Below are 17150 nucleotides of genomic sequence, written 5' to 3' on the forward strand. Positions count from 1 at the left end.
AGATGTAGCAGGAGACTCGCCGGCATGATCGAGACCCTTCCCCGGCGCGAACGCGAGGTGTTCGAGATTCTGTGCCGGCTGGAAACGGCCACGGCGGCCGCGGTGCGTCAGGCCATGGCCGGCCCGGTCAGCGACTCGGCGGTGCGGACCCTGCTGACGCGTCTGGAGGCCAAGGGCCTGGTCGATCACCACAATGAAGGCGCGACCTACGTCTACGCCCCCGTGCCCAATCCCGAGGCCGTCGCCGCCGGGGCCCTGAACCGTCTGGTCGACACCTTCTTCGCCGGCTCGGCCGCCAGCGCCGCCACCGCGCTTCTGGGCCTGACCAGGAAGCTGAAACCCGACGAACTGGCCGCCCTCGAGCGCGCCATCGAGAACGCCCGGGAGCGCGGATCGTGATCGCCGTCCTCCTGTCGCTGCTGGTCAAGTCCAGCCTCGTGGCCGGTCTGGCGCTGTCGGCGGTCTGGTTACTGGGCGGACGGTCGCCCGCCGAGCGCGCAACCCTGCTGCGCGCCGCCGTCGTCCTGCTGGTCGCCCTGCCCCTGATCGCCCTGGCTGGTCCCGACCTGACCATCTGGCTGGCTGCGGCCCCGTCAGCCCCCGTCGAGACCATCATCCTTCCCGTGAGCGGGACCGCCTCGAGCGCCGCGCCGTCCTTCGCCCTGCCCGCCCCGACGACCTGGCTCGCCCTCGGCTGGGGTCTGGGCGCGGCCGTTCTTCTCGCCCGCTTCGGCTTCGGCGTGCTGACGCTGGCGCGCTGGACCCGCTCGGGCGAGGTGGTGGCCGATCCCGCATGGACGGCCCCGCTGGCCCGGCTGGGCGGCGCCCACGCCCCCCGCCTGCTGGCCACCGGCCGGGTCGCCTCGCCCCTGAGCTGGGGCGTTCCGCCCGGCGTGGTCCTGATCGCCGCCGCCCAGCTGAACCAGCCGCGCGACGCCGAGGCCGTGCTGGCCCACGAACTGGCCCACATCCGCCGCCGCGACTGGCTGTTCCTGGCCCTGTCGCGCGTCGCCACGGCCCTGTTCTGGTTCAACCCGCTGGTCTGGCTGCTGCAGGCCGAACTCGGCCGCCTGTCCGAGGAGGCCGCCGACGCCGAGGCCCTGCGCCATGTCGAGCCCCAGGCCTATGCCCGAACCCTGCTGGGCATGGCCTCCGACTTCACCCCCGTGGCCGCCACCGGCATGACCGGACCGGCCCGTTCCCTCGCGAAAAGGATCACCAAGGTCATGACCCAACGCCGTCCCGCCTCGCCCCGCCCGCTCGCCATGATGGTCGCGGTCGGCGCCCTTCTGGCCGTGGCCACGCCTCTGGCCGCCGTCGAACTGTCCGTGCGCGACGAGCGGATCGCCCCGCCGCCGCCGCTCCCGCCGCTGCCCCCGTTGCCCCCGCTGGCTCCCGCCGCCCCGCCGGCCCCGCTCCCGCCGCTCCCGGCGCTGGATCTCGCCGCGCCCCAAATCCCCTCTCCGCCGGCCCCGCCAGAGCCGCCCGCCGCGCCGGAGCCGCCGCAGGCCGCCGGCCGTGAGGGAACCTGGGTCTACTATTCGGACGAGGAACTGACCGACGAGCAGCGCGCCGCCGTGGCCGCCGCGCGGGAATCCGCGGCCCAGGCCCGCGCTATGGCCCGGGAGGCCCGAGCCCAGGCGGCGGAGGCCCGCACAATGGCGCGGGCCCACGCCCGGACGGCCGGTCAGGCCGAGCGCACGGCCGTGCACGCCCGCGCCATGGCTGAGCACGGGGCCCAGGCCCGGGTCCATGCCGAGCAGGCCCGCGCCCATGCCGAACAGGCCCGGGTCCAGGCCCGGCGCCACATGGCCGAAGCCCGCGTCCAGATGCGCGCCGGGGCGGACGAGATGGAAGAAGGCGCCCGCACCATGCGCGAGGAAGCCCGCAAGCTGCGCGATCCCGCCTATCGCGCCGAACAGATCGCCCGCGCCCGCGAACGCGGCCGGACGGTCACCGACCAGGAGCTGCTCGACGCCATTCCGCGCATGGAAGCGGGCGCGGACCGCATGATCGAGGGCGCCGCCCGCATGCGCGGACAAGGCTCCGACCCGGCCTGATCAGATCACGGCTCTCGTCTCCTCCCTGTCGGCGAAGCCGACGGGGAGGCGACACGTTGAACCCTTGTCCTAAGGCGTCCGGCCCGCCACCAGCACGTTCTGCACGCGCCGGCCCATCGGATCGCGCGACTGCCAGGTTTCGCCGACCGAAGCGTCGACCATGGTGGTGCAGAAGCGCGGCACCAGCATAAAGGGCCGCATGTTCGTCAGGCAGACGCGCTCGCCGTTCACCGACCAGCGGGCCGCCAGACGCCGGCCGTCCGAGAACTGGGCCGAATAGGTGCCGTCCGGATTGAACCAGTGCTTGACCCAGCCCCCATCGGGATAGCGCGAGACCACCGTATTGCCGAAGGCGGAATTCATGTCGGCTCGAACGGAGCCAGCCATCAGACATGCGACTGCAACAGTCGCGACGCCGAGCGTACGCAGCATACTGATCCCTCAATCAGCCCTTCCCGACGCGGACTATTAACAAACGTTCAGACATTTCCAACCCCCGCTCCCGCCGCGCACGAATAGTTGACTATTGCGTGGGGGCTTCTATATCCCGCCCACGTTCGGGACAGGATTGGCGAATTCGCGCCGCCCGCTCGCCCGGAGATTCAGGGCGGTTCCGCGACATCGCACGACGGCCCGATGCGCGGGGCGTCCTTCTTCCAGTCTCAAGGACCTATGACCGAATTCTCCCAGCTGGGCCTTTCGCCCACGACCCTCAAGGCGGTCGCCGATACCGGCTACACCACCGCCACCCCCATCCAGGCCTCCGCCATTCCGGTCGCCCTCGCCGGCCGTGACGTGCTCGGCATCGCCCAGACCGGCACCGGCAAGACCGCCGCCTTCACCCTGCCGATGATCGACCGGCTGAGCTCGGGCCGGGCCAAGGCCCGCATGCCGCGCGCCCTCGTCCTGGCCCCGACCCGCGAACTGGCCGACCAGGTCGCCTCCTCGTTCGAGAAATACGCCAAGGGCACCAAACTGAGCTGGGCCCTGCTGATCGGCGGCGTCTCCATGGGCGACCAGGTGACCCTGCTGAACAAGGGCGTCGACGTCCTGATCGCAACCCCGGGCCGCCTGCTGGACCTGTTCGAGCGCGGCAAGGTCATGCTGAACGGCGTCGAGATCCTCGTCATCGATGAAGCCGACCGCATGCTGGACATGGGTTTCATCCCCGACATCGAGCGCATCTTCAAACTGACGCCGCCGCGCCGCCAGACCCTGTTCTTCTCGGCCACCATGCCGCCCGAGATCACCCGTCTGACGACCCAGTTCCTCAAGGACCCGACCCGGCTCGAGGCCTCGCGCCCCGCCGCCACGGCCGACACCATCACCCAGTATCTGGTCCGCATTCCGTCCAGCGATCCCAAGGCCAAGCGGGCCGCCCTGCGCGCCCTGATCGGCCGCGCCGACGTGCGCAACGGCATCGTCTTCTGCAACCGCAAATCCGAAGTCGATGTGGTTGCCAAGTCGCTGAAACGGCATGGTTTCGACGCCGCGCCGATCCACGGCGACCTGGACCAGTCGCTGCGCATGAAGACCCTGGCCGCCTTCCGCTCGGGCGAGCTGAAGCTGCTGGTCGCCTCCGACGTGGCCGCGCGCGGTCTCGACATCCCCGACGTCAGCCACGTCTTCAACTACGACGTCTCGCACCACGCCGACGACTACGTCCACCGCATCGGCCGCACGGGTCGCGCGGGCAAGCTGGGCCAGACCTTCATGATCGTCACCCCGGCGGATGACCGCTCGCTCGACAAGGTCCTGAAGCTGATCAAGATGGCGCCGGAAGAACTGGTGCTGGACGGCGTCGACTTCGCCCCCGGCAAGGCCCCGCCGTCGCGCGACGGCGGGGCCTCCGACAAGCCGGCCCGCGGCCGCAGCCGCAGCCCCCGCAGCGAGTCGAAGGCGGACGCCGCACCGGCCGTCCAGGCCGAGCCCGCCGCGCCCGTTGAAACGGCCGCTCCGGTCCAGGCTGACGCCGAATCGGCCGCCCAGGCCGCGCCGAGCGCCCGCCGCTCGCGCAGCCGCCGCAGCGCCAAACCCGCCGCGACCGGCGAGACCCCGGCTGTCGAGGCGAGGCCTGCCGCTCCCGAACGCAAGCCCGCCCCTTCCGCCCCCGCGCCGACCCCCGCCGCCCAGGCTCACTCGGACCGTCCCGTGCAGGAAACCCACCTGCGCCAGTCGGACCGCCGCGGCGATCGCGCCGACGCCCAGCCGGAACGTTCGAACGGCCGTCCGTTCGGCGAGGGCGATGTGCCCGCCTTCCTGCGCCGGCCGGTTTCGATCAAGGGGTGATCGGGGTTCCGATTTAACCCGGCGTTACGAACCGGCGGTCTAGCTTGACCGAACAGGATCGCCGCTCCGGCTTGAGCCTGGGGAAGTGTGAATGACGGTCAAGGTTGAAACCACCCTGCGAGGTCCGCAAGCCTATGGGCTCGCGCGCAAGGTCGTCGACCGGATGGAGGCCGCCGGCGTCTGGCCGACGCCGCTGAATTTCGAGCTCTGGACCTATGCCCTCGGCCAGCCCGACGGCGCCCTCGCCGGCGAGATCCAGCGCATGACCGAGGCGGGCGAGCCCTTTACCGAGGCCGTCACCGACGCCCTGGCGGCGCAGCACCTGCCCCGCGGCCGCCTGACCGACCAGATTCGCGACGCCGGCCAGGTGCTGGACCGGGAACTGTCCAGCGTCTCCAGCGTCATCGCCGAGGCGCAGAAATCACAGGCCGCCTACGGTCAGACCCTCGAACAGGCCGCCACCAGCATCGGGGCGGCGGAGGACGGCGAAGGTCTGCAGACCATCGTCTCCGACCTGACCACCGCCACCCGCCAGGCCCAGCACGAGACAGAATCACTCGAGAAAAAGCTGGAAACCTCGACCCAGGAAATCGTGCGCCTGCGCGAACATCTGGAACTGGTGCGCCGCGACGCCATGACGGACGCCCTGACCGAACTCGCCAATCGCAAGGCCTTCGACGAACATCTGGCCGCCGCCTGCGATCACGCCGAGACCGAGGGCGGCGCCCTGACCCTGGCTGTGCTCGACATCGACCATTTCAAACGGTTCAACGACACCTGGGGCCACCAGACCGGCGATCAGGTCCTGCGCTATGTCGCCAGCGTGCTGGGCCGCACCGCCGCCAATCCGCGCTTCGCCGCCCGCTTCGGCGGCGAGGAGTTCGCCATCGTCTTCCCCTATGAAAGCGCCGCCATGGTAGAGGCGGCTCTGGAGAGCGTGCGCAGGGAAATCGCCTCGCGGTCGCTTCGCCGCCGTTCGACCGACGACGACCTGGGCGCCGTGACCGTGTCGGCGGGCTTCGCCGTCCGCCGGCGGGGGGAAAGCGCTTCGGCCTTCCTCGAACGCGCCGACGCCGCCCTCTATGCGTCCAAGCGGGGTGGCCGCAATCGCGTGTCCTGCGCCGAACGGCTGCCCAAGGCGGCCTAGGCCTTCCCCGCCCGCCGATTCACGCCATAGTCGCCGGATGCGCAGCCTCGCCTTCAACCTCGCCTACTGGCTCCTGTCGATCGTCTACGCGACGGCCGCGGCGTTCGCGGCGCTTGCCCCGGGACGCGGCGCGACCAGCTGGATCATCCGCCGCTATGTGAAGCGCATGGTCCAGGCCATGCGGTTGCTGGCCGGCATCCGCATCCAGGTGCGCGGCAAGGAACGGCTGCCGGCCGGCGCCTTCATCATCGCTTCCAAACACCAGAGCTGGGGCGACGGCTTCGCCACCTATGACCAGTTCGACGACCTGGCCTTCGTCACCGGCGATCATCTGGAGAAATTTCCGCTGCTGGGCACGGTCCTGCGCAAGCTGGGGGCCATAGTGGTCAACAACTGCGGCGGCCGCGAAGCCCGCGAGGCGCTGAAGCACCGATCCGCAGACGCCCACGCCGCGGGCCGCAAGATCCTGATCTACCCCGAGGGCAATCTGGCGAAGGTCGGCGAGAAATTCCGCTACCGCTCGGGCGTCTGGCACATGTACCGCGACTTCGACATGCCCGTCGTCCCGCTGGCCACCAACCTTGGCCTGTTCTGGCCGCAGGAGGAGTTCCGCAAGAACCCGGGCACGGCGACCCTCGAATTTCTCGACCCCATCCCCACCGGCCTCGGCAAGGACGAGTTCCTCGCCCGGCTGGAAGCCGCCGTCGAGGGCAGGACCGCTGAACTGATCGCTGAAGCCACGGGCCAGACCGTCACGCCGGCGGTGCTGGTTCCTACCCCTGATGAAGCAGCGAAGGCGGCGAAGCTGGCGGCCGCTACGGCTTAGGTTTCGGCTTCCGCACCTTCTTCGCCGCCGCCTTGCGCAGCGCCGCGTCGATCGACTGCCGTGCCCAGTCCACGGCCTCGTCCGCATCGTCCAGCGCGCTTTCCGGCAATGACCAGTAGGCCATGGCCATCTGCTTTCCGTCTTTCGTCGGATAGGTGAACTGCCGGGCGCCCGCAGCCTCCAGCACCGACGCATTGATCTCATCCGCCTTCAGCCACACGACGCCGTCGTCCAGCAGGGCGAAGATCAGGCCATGCGAATAGACGGCGGCCCCCCCGAACATCCGCTTGATCTCGATCGGGCCCAGGGCGGCGAAATGCTCGCGCACCCATTCGCCGAAGTCCGGGTCGTAGGCCATCAGGCGGCCGGTATGACCGCGCCGTCGTATTTGGCGGCGATGAAGTCCTTGACCGCCTGGCTGCGCAGCATGGCCGCCAGTGCCACGATCCGCGGATCGGTCCGGTTGTCGGGCCGCGCCACCAGATAGTTCACATAGGGGCTGTCGGCGCCTTCCAGCGTCAGGGCGTCCGTCTTCGGCTTCAGCCCGGCGTCCAGCGCATAGTTGGTGTTGATCACCGCCATGTCGACCTGGTCCAGCACCCGCGGCAGGGTCGCCGATTCCAGCTCGCGGAAGCGCAGGTTCTTCGGATTGTCGGCGATGTCCCGCAGGGTTTGCAGCGGATTGGTCGGGTCCTTCAGCCGGACCAGACCCGCTTTCTGCAGCAGGATCAGCGAGCGCCCGATCGACGAGGCGTCGTTCGGCACCGCGACTTCCGCTCCGTCCGGCAGCTGGTCCAGCGAACGGAAGCGGCGCGAATAGGCGCCCAGCGGCTCGACGTGGACGCCCGCCACCGTGATCAGGTCAGCCCCGCGCGAGGCGTTGAACTCGTCCAGATAGGGCTTGGTCTGGAAATAGTTCACGTCCAGCCGGCGCTCCATCAACTGGGTGTTGGGCTGGACGTAGTCGTTGAACACCTTGATCTCGATCTGCAGTCCTTCCGCCGCCAGCAACGGCTTGATGTGCTCCAGGATCTCCGCGTGCGGCACCGCCGTGGCGCCGACGATCAGCGGCGCATTGTCGTCGGCCCTCCTGGCGGCCCCTTGCCCGCAGGCGGCGAGCACCAGCGAGGCGGCGGCGAGGGTCAGGAGCGAGCGGCGGATCATGGACGGGCCTTTCGGGGGAGCGATCAGCGGTGGGAAACGGAACCGACGAGACGATCGCCGAGCATTTGCAGAGCCTGCACCAAAAGGAGCAGCAGGACGACAGTGACCACCATGACATCGGTCTGGAACCGCTGGTAGCCGAAGCGGATGGCCAGGTCGCCCAGACCGCCAGCCCCGACCACGCCGGCCATGGCGGTATAGGACACCAGGGCGATGGCGGTCACGGTGGCGCCGGCGATGATGCCGGGCATGGCCTCCGGCAGCAGGGCGCGGGTGACGATCTGCCAGGTCGAGCCCCCCATGGCCTGGGTGGCCTCGACCACCCCCTTGTCGACCTCGCGCAGCGCCGTCTCGACAAGGCGCGCATAGAAGGGTGCGGCCCCCACGACCAGCGGCGGAATGGCCCCGGCCACGCCCAGCGAGGTCCCGACCAGCAGAACCGTCACCGGCAGCATGACGATCAGCAGGATGATGAAGGGCACAGACCGCAGGATGTTGACGATCAGCGACAGCACCGCGTTGAGCACCGGATTGGCCGCCAGCCGCCCCTTCCCGGACAGGTACAGCAATACGCCCAGCGGAACGCCGAACGCCACGGTCAGGACCATCGATCCGCCGAGCATCAGCAGGGTGTCCCGGGTCGCCCGGGCGATCTCGGGCCAGTCGATATTGGCGAAGAAGGCCTCCATCACGCCGCCTCAACCATGACGCCGCGTGCGGTCAGTTGCGCAACGGCCGCCTCGGCGTCGCCGCCCGTGAAGGCCACGACCAGCTGGCCATAGGGCTCGCCGCGAATACGGCTGATCCGTCCCGACAGGATCGAATAGTCCACCCCCACCGACCGCGCGACGCGGCTCAGCTCCGGCTCATAGGTCGAGCCGCCGCGGAAGGTCAGTTTCGCCAGCCGCCCGCCCGGCGGCGCGTCGGCGGCCTCGAACCCTTCCTCGCCCTCGGCCAGCATGGCGCGGGTGGCGGCGTGCTTCGGATGCAGGAAGACGTCGGCGGTCGCCCCCTCCTCGACAACCCGCCCGTCCTTCAGCACGGCCACCCGGTCGCAGACGCGGCGCACCACCTCCATCTGGTGGGTGATCAGCACGATGGTCAGCTTCAGGTCGCGGTTCAGCTGGTCCAGCAGGGTCAGGATTTCGTCCGTCGTCTCGGGATCCAGGGCGCTGGTCGCCTCGTCGCACAGCAGCACGCCCGGCTCGCACGCCAGGGCCCGGGCGATGCCCACCCTCTGCTTCTGTCCACCCGAGAGCTGCGCCGGATGTTTCCGCGCATGCTCCGACAGCCCCAGCTGTTCCAGCAGATCCGCCACGCGCCGGTCCACTTCGGCCGCCGGGCGGCCTTCCAGTCGCAGCGGAAACGCCACGTTCTCGGCGATCGTCTTCGCGTTCAGCAGGTTGAAATGCTGGAAGATCATGCCGATCCGCCGCCGCGCCGCCCGGAGCTCGGCGGGGTTCAGCGCGGTCATATCCCGCCCGTCCACCGTCACCCGCCCCGCGTCGGGCCGCTCCAGCAGATTGATGGTTCGAATCAATGTTGATTTTCCGGCGCCCGACCGCCCGACCACTCCGAATACCTGACCCGCCGCGACCGTCAGATCGACCGTATCCAGCGCCACGCGCTCGCCCGCCGCGCTGCGAAAGCGCTTCGTCACCCCCTCAAGCCGGATCATCGCCCGCTGAACTCCGTGTCCGAGCGCGGCGCGTCAGGACGCTGCTCGTCCAGCGACTGGCGATAGTGGATGCAGCCGCGCATGAACTGGGGCCACTCGGGTACGGCGATGGCTGGGTCGGTCTTCTCGGGCAGCAGGTCCCACAGCTTCGGATGATGCCAGCACAGCTCGTGCAGCGTGGAATCGCGATGCGCCCGCACGCCCGCGCGCAGCTTGACCACTTCAGCGATCAGCGCTTCACGGCTCAGGCCGTTCAGGTCGTCGTCAGGGCTCACCCTTCCAGCGCCTTGGCCGGAATGATGGTGACGCTCTCGCCGCAGCCGCAGGCGTCGGTCTGGTTCGGATTCCTGAACACGAATTTCGAGGCCAGTTTCGTCGTCTCGTAATCGATCTCGGACCCGATCAGGAACAGGATCGACTTGGGGTCGACCACGACGGTCGCGCCCTTGTCGGTCACCACCTCGTCCAGCGGTCCGATCTCGTCGGCGAAGGCGAAGGTGTACTCCTGCCCCGCGCAGCCCGCATTCTTCAGCCCGACGCGCAGCGCCTTGTGCCCGCCCGCCTCGGTCAGGGCGCGCACCCGTTCGGCCGCCGCCTCGGTCAGGGTGACGACGGCGGGACGCGGACGGCGGGGACGGGTCGTGGTCTGAAGCTCGGTCATCGATCGGTCCATCAGAACATGTTCAGGGCCAGCTTGGCCTCGTCGCTCATCTTGGAAGGATCCCACGGGGGATCGAAGGTCAGCTCGGCCTTCACCGACTTCACGCCCTTGACCTTGCCGACGGCCTGTTCGACCCAGATCGGCATTTCGCCGGCCACGGGACAGCCCGGGGCGGTCAGGGTCATCTCGACCACGACGTCGCGGTCGTCGGACAGGTCCACCTTGTAGATCAGGCCCAGCTCATAGATGTCGACCGGAATTTCCGGGTCGAACACCGACTTCAGCGCCTCGATGATGTCGTCCGTCATCCGGTCGATCTCGGCCTGGGCCAGGGCGCTCTTCTGCGGGGCGTCCCAGGCTTCGGCGAAGGCCGCGCTGTCGGTGGCCACATCGGCATTTTGGGTCGTCGGGTCGCTCATACGAAGAACTCACGGGCCTTGATCAGGGCGTCGGCGAAGGCGTCGGCGTCCTCGATCGTATTATATAGGGCGAAGCTGGCCCGAACGCTCGACGTCAGGCCGAAACGTTCCGCCAGCGGCTCGGCGCAGTGCAGGCCGGCGCGCACGGCGACGCCATACCGGTCCATCACCTGGGCGATGTCATGGGCGTGGGCGCCCTCGACGGTGAAGGTCAGGATGGCCCCCTTCCCCTCCGCCTCGCCGATCAGCCGCAGCCAGTTGACGCCCTCCAGCCGCTTGCGGGCATGGGCGTAAAGCGCGCGTTCATGCGCCGCGACCGCGCCATGGTCGAACCGCGACAGCCAGTCGATCGCCGCCCCCAGACCGATGGCCTCGAGGATCGGCGGCGTTCCCGCCTCGAACCGGTGCGGCGGCTTCGCGTATGTCACGCGGTCCATCGTCACCGTCTCGATCATCTCGCCGCCGCCCTGATACGGCGGCAGGGCCTCGAGCGCCCCGGCCGTGCCGTACAGGCAGCCGATGCCCGTCGGACCGAACAGCTTGTGGCCGGTGAAGGCGTAGAAGTCGCAGCCGATCGCCTGCACGTCGGGCGCCGCATGCACCGCGCCCTGGCAGCCGTCGATCAGCACCTTCGCCCCGACCGCGTGCGCCATCTCCGTGATCGCATGCACCGGATTGATGGTGCCCAGCACGTTCGACATGTGTGTCACCGCGACGACCTTCGTCCTCGGCCCCAGCAGCCCGGCGTAAGCCGCCATGTCCAGCGAGCCGTCGTCCAGCACCGGGATCCACTTCAGCACCGCCCCGCGCCGCTCGCGCAGCAGATGCCAGGGCACGATGTTGGAGTGGTGCTCCATCTGGCTGACGATGATCTCGTCTCCCGGCTGGATCGACTGGCCGATTCCCGCCGCCACGAGGTTGATCGCCTCGGTCCCGCCCTTGGTCCAGACGATATTGGACGCCGCCTCTGCATTGACGAACCGCGCCACGCTCTCGCGCGCCGCCTCGAAGGCCTCGGTGGTCTCGTTCGCCAGCGTATGCAGGCCGCGATGGACGTTGGCGTAGGACCCCTCCATGGCCGCCGTCATGGCGTCGATCACCGACCGCGGCTTCTGCGCCGAGGCGGCCGAGTCCAGATAGACCAGCGGGCGGCCGTTCACCGACCGCGACAGGATCGGGAACTGTGCGCGAACCGCGTAGGGATCGAACAAGGTCACAGGCGAGCCGTCAGCCATTCCCGCACCACCTCTCTCGCGCCCTCATGCTCGATCCGGTCGACCACCTCGATCAGGAAGGCCTCGGTCAGCAGGGCCCGCGCCTCGTCGGCCGGAATACCCCGCTGCTGCATGTAGAACAGCGCGCGCTCGTCCAGATTGCCGACCGTGTTTCCGTGCGCGCACTGCACGTCGTCCGCGTAGATTTCCAGCTCGGGCTTGGCGTCCACCTCGGCCCGTTCGCCCAGGATCAGGGCGTGGTGGCCCATGCGCGCATCCGTGCCGTCGGCCCCGCGCTCGACCACGATCTTGCCCTGGAAGACGCCGCGCGCCGTGTCGCGCACCACGCCCTTGGTCAGCTGGCTGGTGACGCCATTGGCGGCCACATGATCGACCACCGTGGTCAGGTCGGCCTGCCGTGCGCCCGACAGCAGATAGACGCCGTCCAGCCGCACGTCGGCGCCCTGCGCGCGATGGACGACCTGCGTCTCCTGACGCTGCAGCTTGGCGCCGGTCGTCAGGATGGTCTGGCGATAGAAGCCGCCCGCCTCGACCCGCACCTGCGCCTCGGTGATCGAGATGGCGTCCTCCGGCTCGTCGGCCAGAACCAACCGGGTCACCTCGGCGCCCCGCGCCACGTCCAGCTCCAGACGGTTGTGGGCGACATAGGCCGAGCCGCCGCCCTCATGGGTCTCCAGCAGCAGCAGCCTCGCCCCGGCTCGCACCGAGATGCGCGCGGTCAGGGCGTGCCCCGTGCCCTCGGCGCGCGAGATCAGGCGCAGCCGCACGGTCCTGTCGCCCGAGATCATCAGCTGGGTCTCGTTCACGGCCCGGCCGTTGACGAAGACCATGGCCTCGCCGCCCAGCCCTTCGAACGGCCCGCCGCCGACCAGCGGCACCGTCGCCGAGGGCGAGGGCGCGGGCGCCTCGCGCAGATGGCGACGCAGGTCCGAATATTTCCACGCCTCGACCCGGCGCGAGGGGAAGCTGGAGGCGTCCTTCAGATCGATGCGCGGACGGGCGTTCACGCGACCTGCACCATGTATTTGTCGTAGCCCTCGGCCTCGAGCTCGTGCGCCAGCTCGGGCCCGCCCGAGTCAACGATCCGCCCCGCCGCCAGCACATGCACCCGGTCGGGTTTGATGTAGTCCAGCAGCCGCTGATAGTGGGTGATCACCAGCATGGCCCGCTCGGGGCTGCGCAGGGCGTTGACCCCCTCGGCCACGATGCGCAGGGCGTCGATGTCGAGGCCCGAATCGGTCTCGTCGAGGATCAGCAGCGACGGTTCCAGCAGGGCCATCTGCAGGATCTCCATCCGCTTCTTCTCGCCGCCCGAGAAGCCGACGTTGAGCGGCCGCTTCAGCATGTCGAAATCCATCTTCAGCGCCGCCGACGCCGCCTTGACCAGCTTCAGGAAGTTCGGCGCGGAGACCTCGTCCTCGCCGCGCGCCCGCCTCTGGGCGTTCAGCGCCGTGCGCACGAAGGTCAGGGCCGGGACGCCCGGGATCTCGATCGGATACTGGAACGACAGGAAGACGCCCCTGGCCGCCCGCTCGGCCGGCTCCAGACCCAGCAGGTCCTCGCCCTTCCACGACACGCCGCCCTCGGTCGCCTCATAGCCGGGCCGCCCGGCCACGGCGTAGCCCAGCGTCGACTTGCCGGCCCCGTTCGGCCCCATGATGGCGTGCACCTCGCCCGCCGGAACGTCGAGCGTCAGCCCCTTGAGGATCGGCTTGTCGCCGACGGAGACATGGAGGTTTTGAATACTGAGCATTGTTTCTTCTTGATTATCCGACCGAGCCTTCGAGGCTGATCGCCACCAGCTTCTGGGCCTCGACGGCGAACTCCATCGGCAGCTTCTGCATCACGTCGCGGACGAAGCCGTTGACCAGCAGGGCCACCGCCTCCTCCTGCGACAGGCCGCGCTGCTGGGCGTAGAACAGCTGGTCGTCCGACAGGCGCGTCGTCGTCGCCTCGTGCTCCAGCTGGGCCGAGCCGTTGCGGGCCTCGATATAGGGCACGGTGTGTGAGCCGCAGTCCTTGCCGATCAGCAGGCTGTCGCACTGGGTGAAGTTGCGCACCCCGGTCGCCTTCGGATGCACCGACACCAGACCGCGATAGGTCGAGTCCGACTTCCCCGCCGACACGGCCTTGGCGATGATCCGCGACCGCGAATTCTTGCCCAGATGGATCATCTTGGTGCCGGTGTCGGCCTGCTGATGTCCGTTGGTGATGGCGATCGAATAGAATTCGCCCGAGCTTTCCTCGCCCTTGAGGATGCAGGACGGATATTTCCACGTCACCGCCGAGCCGGTCTCGACCTGGGTCCACGACACCTTCGACCGGTCGCCCCGGCAGTCGGCGCGCTTGGTGACGAAGTTGTAGATGCCGCCCTTGCCCTCGGCGTCGCCGGGGTACCAGTTCTGCACCGTCGAATATTTGATCTCGGCGTCGTCCAGCGCGACCAGTTCGACCACCGCCGCATGCAGCTGGTTCTCGTCGCGCATCGGGGCCGTGCAGCCCTCCAGATACGAGCAGTAGCTGCCCTTGTCGGCGATGATCAGGGTCCGTTCGAACTGGCCGGTGTTCGAGGCATTGATGCGGAAATAGGTCGACAGCTCCATCGGGCAGCGCACGCCCGGCGGGATGTAGACGAACGACCCGTCCGAAAAGACCGCGCTGTTCAGCGCCGCGAAATAGTTGTCCGAGACCGGCACCACCGAACCCAGATATTTGCGAACCAACTCAGGATGTTCGCGCAAGGCCTCGGAAATCGGCATGAAAATCACCCCGACCTTGGCCAGCTCGGCCTTGAAGGTGGTGACTACCGAGACGCTGTCGAACACCGCGTCCACGGCGTATTTCGGCGCGCCCTCGACCCCCGCCAGCACCGCCTGCTCACTCAGCGGAATGCCCAGTTTGGCGTAGACGGCCAGCAGCTCCGGATCGACTTCGTCGAGGCTCTTCGGCCCCTCCTTCTTCTTCGGCGCGGCGTAGTAGAACAGGTCCTGATAGTCGACCGGCGTGTATTTCACCGACGCCCATATCGGCTCCTCCATCGCCAGCCAGCGCTCATAGGCGGCCAGACGCCATTCCAGCATCCATTCCGGCTCGCCCTTCTTCTGCGAGATGAAGCGCACGATGTCGGCGTTCAGCCCCTTGGGCGCGAACTCGGTATCGATCTCGGACGTGAAGCCGTGCTCGTATTTCTCGAGGGCCGCGACCGCGTCGATGGTCTGTTGGACGGCGGCCATCAGGCGTCTTCTTTCGACCGTGCGGCTGCGCGCTGGCGATGTTTGGCGTAGGCCTCGACCCAGGCGGCGGCGAACCGCTTCCAGTCGTCCTCGACCGTGCCCCAGCCGCCCGAGATGCGGATGCCGCCCGTGGCCTTGTCGATCAGCCCGGTGGCCAGGATTGCCCGCGAGGGCTTGGTCTTGCCCGACGAACAGGCCGACCCGGCCGAAACCATCAGTCCCATAAGGTCCAGAGTGATCAGCTGCTGCGGGCTTTCCCAGTCGGACACGGCCATGAACAGGGTGTTGGGCAGTCGCTCGGCGCCCTCGCCGATGATGGTCGCGCCGGCCTTCCTCACCACGGCCTCGGCCGCGTCCCGCCAGGTGGCGTGCGACTGCGCCGTCGGCAGGTCGCGCGCGGCGCAGACCGCGCTCATGCCGAAGCCGGTGATCCCCGGGACATTCTCCGTGCCCGCCCGCAGCCCGCGTTCCTGTCCCGCCCCGTGCAGGATGCGCACGGCCTCGCGGCCCTCGCCCAGCACCAGCGCGCCCACGCCCTGTGGGCCGCCCAGCTTGTGAGCGGACAGGGTCAGGCTGTCGGCCCTGAGTTCACGGATATCGACCGGAATTTTTCCCGCCGACTGGATGGCGTCGACGTGCAGCCAGCCGCCCGCCGCGCGCACCAGCCGCGCCGCCTCCGCGATCGGCTGGATGACGCCGCTCTCGTTGTTCGCATGATGGATGGCCACGACGGCCTTGCCGGGCTGACCCAGCAGTTGCCGCAGCTTGTTCAGGTCCGCCACGCCGCGCGAGTCGACGGGCAGCATCTTGACCGGCTTGCCCGACGCCGTCGCCGCCTCGGCCACGCACGGATGCTCGGTCGCGCCGACGATCAGCCGCTCGCAGCCCGCCGCGATGGCGCTGATGATGGCCTGGGCGTTGGACTCGGTCCCGCCCGACGAGAAAACCACCGACTGCGCATCGGCGCCGACCAGTTCGGCCACCTGCGCTCGCGCCGTCTCGATCCGCGCCCGCGCCCGGCGTCCGGCCGCGTGGACGGCCGACGGATTGCCGTTGTCCGCGAGGGCTTTCGCCATCACGTCCTGCACCTCGGGCCGCACCAGGCCCGAGGCGTTGTAATCAAGGTACACGGGGTTCACGCGGCTACTCCAACCTCGGCTTCACTCGTACGGCGGCGGGCGCCGGTGCGGTTCATCACCACGTCTTCCAGCGACACCCCGGCCAGATAGCGGTGGATCTCGTCGCCAAGGTCCTCCCACAGATTGTGGGTGATGCAGCGTTCGCCCGCCATCATGCAGCCCTTGGGCGACGAATGGCCGATGCAGCGGGTGGCGCGGATAGGCTCGTCGACCGCCAGCACGATCTCGGCGATCACCGTCTCCTGCGCCCCCTTGGCCAGCCGATAGCCGCCGCCGGGACCGCGCACGCTCTGCACCAGACCGCTCTTGCGCAACCGGGCGAACAGCTGCTCCAGATAGCTGAGCGAAATCTCCTGACGGGTCGCAATCTCAGCCAGCGACACGGCCCGGACCACGCCGTCGGCCTGTCCGTTCCTGGCCAGATCGGCCATCGCCATCACGGCGTATCGTCCCTTGGTCGACAGACGCATCGAGCACCTTCAAAAATCGCGCGCTTTTCGAGGGTCCTGTGCTAGAACCCGCGCCTTCGCAAAGGCGTCGGCGCGCAAGCTGGACTTAGAAAGTCCTACCGCTGCGGTCAAGTATTACGCAGGTGCGAAACGTCAGTTGAACACGGGATTTTCGATAGCCCATGCCTGAAGTCATCCTGCCCGGCGCCTCCGGCCGTATCGAAGGCCGCTATTCGCCAGGCAAACGCCCGAACGCGCCGATCGCCCTGATACTGCATCCGCACCCCAAGGCGGCGGGCCATATGAACAACCCGGTCACCGTGACCCTGTACCAGCTGTTCCAGAAGCGCGGCTTCGCGACGCTGCGCTACAACAGCCGCGGCGTGGGCAAGTCGCAGGGCGAATTCGACAGCGGCATCGGCGAACTGGCCGACGCGGCCACCGCCCTGGACTGGCTGCAGGCCAACAACCCCGGCGCCTCCCAGACCTGGGTCGCCGGCTATCAGTTCGGCGCCTATATCGGCATGCAGCTGCTGATGCGCCGGCCCGAGACCGATGGCTTCATCTCGGTCTCGCCGCCCTCGAACATGTACGATTTCAGCTTCCTGGCCCCCTGCCCGGCCTCGGGCCTGTTCCTGCACGGCACCGCCGACACCGTCGTTCCGCCGGTCGAGGTCGAGCGCGTGGTCAACAAGCTGCGCACCCAGAAGGGCATCGTCATCGACTACGAACTGGAAGAGGGCGCGACCCACTTCTGGCAGGACCATATCGACGCCGTCGAACGCCGCGTCGGCGCCTATCTCGACAAACGGCTGGCCGAAAAGCCGGCCTGATCCCACATCCGGATCCG

The 17150-nt window shown here is 68.8% G+C and carries 20 protein-coding genes; 6 read left to right on the forward strand and 14 right to left on the reverse strand.

Features of this window, described 5'->3' with window-relative positions; all coding sequences use genetic code 11:
• Positions 1-24 precede the first annotated feature (24 nt).
• Both BrevBR_RS00435 and BrevBR_RS00440 read left to right on the forward strand, forming a co-directional pair.
• Positions 25-399 (forward strand): BlaI/MecI/CopY family transcriptional regulator, encoded by a 375-nt coding sequence (locus tag BrevBR_RS00435; RefSeq protein ID WP_332639541.1) that lies wholly within the window; start codon positions 25-27, stop codon positions 397-399.
• The gene (locus BrevBR_RS00440; protein WP_339999600.1) at positions 396-2060 is read left to right on the forward strand and encodes a M56 family metallopeptidase; all 1665 of its coding nucleotides are present in this window, start codon (positions 396-398) and stop codon (positions 2058-2060) included. The genes BrevBR_RS00435 and BrevBR_RS00440 overlap by 4 nt, the downstream gene beginning before the upstream one ends.
• Before the next feature lie 69 nt (positions 2061-2129).
• Here BrevBR_RS00440 and BrevBR_RS00445 read toward each other — a convergent pair whose 3' ends face one another.
• Positions 2130-2423, reverse strand: coding sequence for a hypothetical protein (locus BrevBR_RS00445; protein ID WP_332639539.1), 294 nt, complete (start codon positions 2421-2423; stop codon positions 2130-2132).
• A 309-nt stretch (positions 2424-2732) separates the two neighbouring features.
• Between BrevBR_RS00445 and BrevBR_RS00450 the strand changes: the two genes are divergently transcribed.
• The 3 genes from BrevBR_RS00450 (at position 2733) to BrevBR_RS00460 (ending at position 6322) form a co-directional block, all read left to right on the forward strand.
• Positions 2733-4349 carry a DEAD/DEAH box helicase gene (locus BrevBR_RS00450; RefSeq protein ID WP_339999601.1) on the forward strand — a complete coding sequence of 539 codons (1617 nt, stop codon included), beginning with the start codon at positions 2733-2735 and terminating at the stop codon, positions 4347-4349.
• A 91-nt stretch (positions 4350-4440) separates the two neighbouring features.
• The gene (locus tag BrevBR_RS00455; RefSeq protein ID WP_339999602.1) at positions 4441-5496 is read left to right on the forward strand and encodes a GGDEF domain-containing protein; all 1056 of its coding nucleotides are present in this window, start codon (positions 4441-4443) and stop codon (positions 5494-5496) included.
• A 37-nt stretch (positions 5497-5533) separates the two neighbouring features.
• Entirely contained in the window at positions 5534-6322 is a 789-nt protein-coding gene (locus BrevBR_RS00460) for a lysophospholipid acyltransferase family protein (RefSeq protein WP_339999603.1), read from the forward strand.
• On the opposite strand, the gene BrevBR_RS00465 is transcribed toward BrevBR_RS00460, so the two are convergent.
• Genes BrevBR_RS00465 through BrevBR_RS00525 form a run of 13 tightly spaced genes read right to left on the reverse strand, consistent with a single transcriptional unit; the run spans position 6312 to position 16321 of the window.
• A complete protein-coding gene (locus tag BrevBR_RS00465) occupies positions 6312-6680 on the reverse strand; it encodes a TfoX/Sxy family protein (protein ID WP_332639535.1) in 369 nt (122 codons plus the stop codon). The genes BrevBR_RS00460 and BrevBR_RS00465 overlap by 11 nt on opposite strands.
• A complete protein-coding gene (locus BrevBR_RS00470) occupies positions 6680-7486 on the reverse strand; it encodes a MetQ/NlpA family ABC transporter substrate-binding protein (RefSeq protein WP_339999604.1) in 807 nt (268 codons plus the stop codon). Before BrevBR_RS00470 ends, BrevBR_RS00465 begins: the two co-directional genes overlap by 1 nt.
• A gap of 23 nt (positions 7487-7509) precedes the next feature.
• Positions 7510-8175: a methionine ABC transporter permease gene (locus BrevBR_RS00475; RefSeq protein ID WP_332639533.1), complete on the reverse strand. Its 666-nt coding sequence runs from the start codon at positions 8173-8175 to the stop codon at positions 7510-7512.
• Positions 8175-9164 (reverse strand): methionine ABC transporter ATP-binding protein, encoded by a 990-nt coding sequence (locus BrevBR_RS00480; protein ID WP_332639532.1) that lies wholly within the window; start codon positions 9162-9164, stop codon positions 8175-8177. Before BrevBR_RS00480 ends, BrevBR_RS00475 begins: the two co-directional genes overlap by 1 nt.
• Positions 9161-9439 carry a hypothetical protein gene (locus BrevBR_RS00485; RefSeq protein ID WP_332639531.1) on the reverse strand — a complete coding sequence of 93 codons (279 nt, stop codon included), beginning with the start codon at positions 9437-9439 and terminating at the stop codon, positions 9161-9163. Before BrevBR_RS00485 ends, BrevBR_RS00480 begins: the two co-directional genes overlap by 4 nt.
• A complete protein-coding gene (locus BrevBR_RS00490; protein WP_332639530.1) occupies positions 9436-9825 on the reverse strand; it encodes a HesB/IscA family protein in 390 nt (129 codons plus the stop codon). Before BrevBR_RS00490 ends, BrevBR_RS00485 begins: the two co-directional genes overlap by 4 nt.
• Positions 9826-9836: 11 nt before the next feature.
• Positions 9837-10244: an SUF system Fe-S cluster assembly protein gene (locus tag BrevBR_RS00495; RefSeq protein WP_339999605.1), complete on the reverse strand. Its 408-nt coding sequence runs from the start codon at positions 10242-10244 to the stop codon at positions 9837-9839.
• Positions 10241-11479, reverse strand: a complete 1239-nt coding sequence (locus BrevBR_RS00500) for an aminotransferase class V-fold PLP-dependent enzyme (RefSeq protein WP_339999606.1) — start codon at positions 11477-11479, stop codon at positions 10241-10243. The genes BrevBR_RS00495 and BrevBR_RS00500 overlap by 4 nt, the downstream gene beginning before the upstream one ends.
• Positions 11458-12486, reverse strand: a complete 1029-nt coding sequence (gene sufD / locus BrevBR_RS00505; protein ID WP_339999607.1) for a Fe-S cluster assembly protein SufD — start codon at positions 12484-12486, stop codon at positions 11458-11460. The genes BrevBR_RS00500 and sufD overlap by 22 nt, the downstream gene beginning before the upstream one ends.
• Positions 12483-13232, reverse strand: a complete 750-nt coding sequence (sufC, locus tag BrevBR_RS00510; RefSeq protein WP_339999608.1) for a Fe-S cluster assembly ATPase SufC — start codon at positions 13230-13232, stop codon at positions 12483-12485. Before sufC ends, sufD begins: the two co-directional genes overlap by 4 nt.
• Positions 13233-13245: 13 nt before the next feature.
• Positions 13246-14712, reverse strand: coding sequence for a Fe-S cluster assembly protein SufB (sufB, locus tag BrevBR_RS00515; RefSeq protein WP_339999609.1), 1467 nt, complete (start codon positions 14710-14712; stop codon positions 13246-13248).
• Positions 14712-15851, reverse strand: coding sequence for a cysteine desulfurase family protein (locus BrevBR_RS00520; RefSeq protein ID WP_339999610.1), 1140 nt, complete (start codon positions 15849-15851; stop codon positions 14712-14714). Before BrevBR_RS00520 ends, sufB begins: the two co-directional genes overlap by 1 nt.
• Positions 15848-16321, reverse strand: a complete 474-nt coding sequence (locus BrevBR_RS00525; RefSeq protein ID WP_332640693.1) for an Rrf2 family transcriptional regulator — start codon at positions 16319-16321, stop codon at positions 15848-15850. Before BrevBR_RS00525 ends, BrevBR_RS00520 begins: the two co-directional genes overlap by 4 nt.
• A gap of 161 nt (positions 16322-16482) precedes the next feature.
• Here BrevBR_RS00525 and BrevBR_RS00530 point away from each other — a divergent pair, with 161 nt between their 5' ends.
• Positions 16483-17133 (forward strand): alpha/beta hydrolase, encoded by a 651-nt coding sequence (locus tag BrevBR_RS00530; protein ID WP_332640692.1) that lies wholly within the window; start codon positions 16483-16485, stop codon positions 17131-17133.
• The last annotated feature ends 17 nt before the right edge of the window (positions 17134-17150 follow it).

The sequence above is a fragment of the Brevundimonas sp. BR2-1 genome (assembly GCF_037626195.1).
Lineage (GTDB): Bacteria > Pseudomonadota > Alphaproteobacteria > Caulobacterales > Caulobacteraceae > Brevundimonas.

Coding starts and splice junctions, on each gene's coding strand:
- BrevBR_RS00445 (WP_332639539.1), bottom strand. CDS start 2,423: ATGAATTCCGCCTTCGGCAATACGGTGGTCTCGCGCTATCCCGATGGG.
- BrevBR_RS00450 (WP_339999601.1), top strand. CDS start 2,733: ATGACCGAATTCTCCCAGCTGGGCCTTTCGCCCACGACCCTCAAGGCG.
- BrevBR_RS00525 (WP_332640693.1), bottom strand. CDS start 16,321: ATGCGTCTGTCGACCAAGGGACGATACGCCGTGATGGCGATGGCCGAT.
- sufC (WP_339999608.1), bottom strand. CDS start 13,232: ATGCTCAGTATTCAAAACCTCCATGTCTCCGTCGGCGACAAGCCGATC.
- BrevBR_RS00455 (WP_339999602.1), top strand. CDS start 4,441: ATGACGGTCAAGGTTGAAACCACCCTGCGAGGTCCGCAAGCCTATGGG.
- BrevBR_RS00475 (WP_332639533.1), bottom strand. CDS start 8,175: ATGGAGGCCTTCTTCGCCAATATCGACTGGCCCGAGATCGCCCGGGCG.
- BrevBR_RS00470 (WP_339999604.1), bottom strand. CDS start 7,486: ATGATCCGCCGCTCGCTCCTGACCCTCGCCGCCGCCTCGCTGGTGCTC.
- BrevBR_RS00490 (WP_332639530.1), bottom strand. CDS start 9,825: ATGACCGAGCTTCAGACCACGACCCGTCCCCGCCGTCCGCGTCCCGCC.
- BrevBR_RS00435 (WP_332639541.1), top strand. CDS start 25: ATGATCGAGACCCTTCCCCGGCGCGAACGCGAGGTGTTCGAGATTCTG.
- BrevBR_RS00460 (WP_339999603.1), top strand. CDS start 5,534: ATGCGCAGCCTCGCCTTCAACCTCGCCTACTGGCTCCTGTCGATCGTC.
- BrevBR_RS00530 (WP_332640692.1), top strand. CDS start 16,483: ATGCCTGAAGTCATCCTGCCCGGCGCCTCCGGCCGTATCGAAGGCCGC.
- BrevBR_RS00500 (WP_339999606.1), bottom strand. CDS start 11,479: ATGGCTGACGGCTCGCCTGTGACCTTGTTCGATCCCTACGCGGTTCGC.
- BrevBR_RS00465 (WP_332639535.1), bottom strand. CDS start 6,680: ATGGCCTACGACCCGGACTTCGGCGAATGGGTGCGCGAGCATTTCGCC.
- sufB (WP_339999609.1), bottom strand. CDS start 14,712: ATGGCCGCCGTCCAACAGACCATCGACGCGGTCGCGGCCCTCGAGAAA.
- BrevBR_RS00495 (WP_339999605.1), bottom strand. CDS start 10,244: ATGAGCGACCCGACGACCCAAAATGCCGATGTGGCCACCGACAGCGCG.
- BrevBR_RS00480 (WP_332639532.1), bottom strand. CDS start 9,164: ATGATCCGGCTTGAGGGGGTGACGAAGCGCTTTCGCAGCGCGGCGGGC.